Here is a 2482-nt window from a genome sequence, read left to right on the forward strand (position 1 = left end):
GCCGCGATCTCCTGCACGGTCTTGTCACCACGTAGCGCTTCCAACGCCACCTTGGCCTTAAACTGGTCTGTAAAGTTCCGGCGCTTCGCCATTCTCGTATCCCTTCAAAGGTTTGGGATACACCTTAGCCGACTGTCCAGTTTTCTGGGACCACTTCAATCGAAGCCCTTCTGGCAAACGGAATTGAAGGCAACGCGTGATCGACGCGCCGTCTTATTCAAAGGAGCCAGAATATGCAGACTTCGAACCGTAAGAAATCTTTCTTCAGCATCAAAGAAGTGGCTGACACGCTCAGTGTGAACGAACGCACGATCCGCCGGTGGATTAGTGCAGGCGATTTGTCTGCACATCGAGTCGGCCGTCAGTGGCGGATCAGTTTGCAGGATATCGAAGCATTCTTGAGCGCTCGATACAGCCGTGCAGATGCCATGTCCGCTAAAGTTCTGTTTTTGAACGTCTAATCCGAATGTCGGGAAATTGGGGCTAATAATTTTGGATACAAGTTCACTGATCCAGTTTCCCGAATTTCCGCATCTGTCGCGTTGTGTACACGCGCGTCCAAGCGTGTCGCAAGCAACATAAGCCTAAGGAGGCTAAACCCATGACCCAACCCATGATCGACATTTGCGTCGGACCGAGCAACCTCGCCCAAGTAATTTACGAGTTGGAACGCAATTCGCGTTTGAGCAAGACAAAGCGCCGGGATTTGATATCAGCGGTCAACTGCACCGCCAATTTGATTGGACGGCAGCCGTTCGAGCTCAACGCCGATGTGTCCGATCTTCGGCAAGCACTTCTGAAAATCCATCCTGTTCAGGCCGGAATCACGGCCAAGCGCTTGGCAAACATCAAGTCCGATCTTGGGCAGGCTCTGCGGGTCACCCGGGCCGCACCTCGGCAGCGGCGCAATGTGGCGCGCACCGACGCGTGGCTGGATTTCTTGCAAAGGGTCGATGCCAAGCATCAGCGGTCGCAGCTTGCGCGGTTCGTCACCTATTGCTGCAATCACGGTATTGAACCGGATGAGGTGTCGGATGATGTGATGGAAGGGTTCGAAGTCTATCTGGACGCGCGCATTCTCACCAAAGAGCCAAAAGCGATCCGCAAGGAAAGCACCCAAACGTGGAACGCGGTCATTCGGCGAGCAGGGTTGCCGTTTCGTATTCTGGCGGTTCCCCGTGCCGATCGCTACATCGCAACACCGCTCGATCAGTATCCGAGGTCACTTCAAACAGATTTTGCGAAGTACATCGACCGCTTGCGGCATGCCGATATCATGGACGAAGAAGGACCGGACAAGGCCTTGAGTGATATCTCCCTTCGCAACATCGAAGCGCATGTTCGCCAGTTCCTCGATGCCGTTTGCGCGAATGGCTTCGCACAGGATGATTTTCAAAGTCTCGCGGATATTGTCGAGCCGGAGGCCATCAAGGCAGGGGTGACCAAGATCCGTGAGCGCCAGGGTGGCAGGCTTACCGCGACCGTCCGCAACATTCTCGCAACGCTTCAAGCCATAGCAAAGTATCACGTGAAGGCACCGGAAACGACGGTGCAGATGATCCGTAGGGTCAAGACCAAGGTTAGCGAGTTCCAAATCGGCATGACGGACAAGAATATGGAACGTCTTGCTCAGTTTGATGATCCAATGAATATCGCCCGCCTGCTCACCCTGCCCGACAAACTCATGCAATCGGCAAGGTCAAACTCTACAGCGGGACTCGCGCCTCTACGTGCGATGCAAGCCGTCGCGATCAGCATTCTTCTGGCGTGTCCGTTGCGGATCAAAAATCTGGCAATGCTCGATATTGAACGACACCTAACGGTGCAGCGTGACGGACGGCGCAAGCGTTTCATGGTGAACGTTTCAGCCAAGGATGTGAAGAACAACAACTCGGTTGATTTCGACTTGGGGGAGCAGCAATCAGCCCTTCTGGAAACGTATCTGTCTGCGTTCAGACAGCAGGTATCCGACAACCCGGGCTCTTTTTTGTTTCCCAAGAAATCAGGCGGTGGTTTTCGTTCGCCTGCCCAGCTTGGCTCGGAACTTTCGGGTTTGATCTACCGTGAGACAGGCTTGGTCATGAACGCGCACTTGTTTCGGCATTTCGCGGGTATGATGTTTCTGACCAATAACCCGGGCGAATTCGAAACTGTACGCCGCATCTTGGGGCACAGGAAGCTCGATACAACCACATCGTTCTACGCAAGGTTTAGCAACAAGGCTGCCGTAGAGCGGTATGACACGACAGTTCTGTCAAAATGGCGGGGATACAAAAATGACTGACATTCCGTTGGTTCTGAAATTCGAAGACTGGCCGCATGACGACCGGACTTTCTGGGCAGGGCTCTTCGAGGGGTTGTGTCGCGAAGTTGGTGGAAATTTGAAGGTGGCGTAATCTCCGGGTGAATGAAAACCACCCAACCGGCGGCTGGCACCGCCAAGGAGATCACGCCATGACCAAGACTACAGATACCAGCCCGA

General features: G+C 53.9%; 2 protein-coding genes. Both read left to right on the forward strand.

From position 1 onward, the window contains the following. The first annotated feature begins 233 nt into the window (after positions 1-233). Complete coding sequence (locus BHD06_RS22545) at positions 234-461, forward strand: helix-turn-helix domain-containing protein (protein WP_080459179.1); 228 nt, start codon at positions 234-236, stop codon at positions 459-461. 140 nt (positions 462-601) lie between these two features. Continuing rightward, positions 602-2284 (forward strand): tyrosine-type recombinase/integrase, encoded by a 1683-nt coding sequence (locus tag BHD06_RS22550; RefSeq protein WP_080459180.1) that lies wholly within the window; start codon positions 602-604, stop codon positions 2282-2284. Positions 2285-2482 lie beyond the last annotated feature (198 nt).

Source organism: Roseovarius sp. A-2 (assembly GCF_002072155.1).
Classification (GTDB): domain Bacteria; phylum Pseudomonadota; class Alphaproteobacteria; order Rhodobacterales; family Rhodobacteraceae; genus Roseovarius.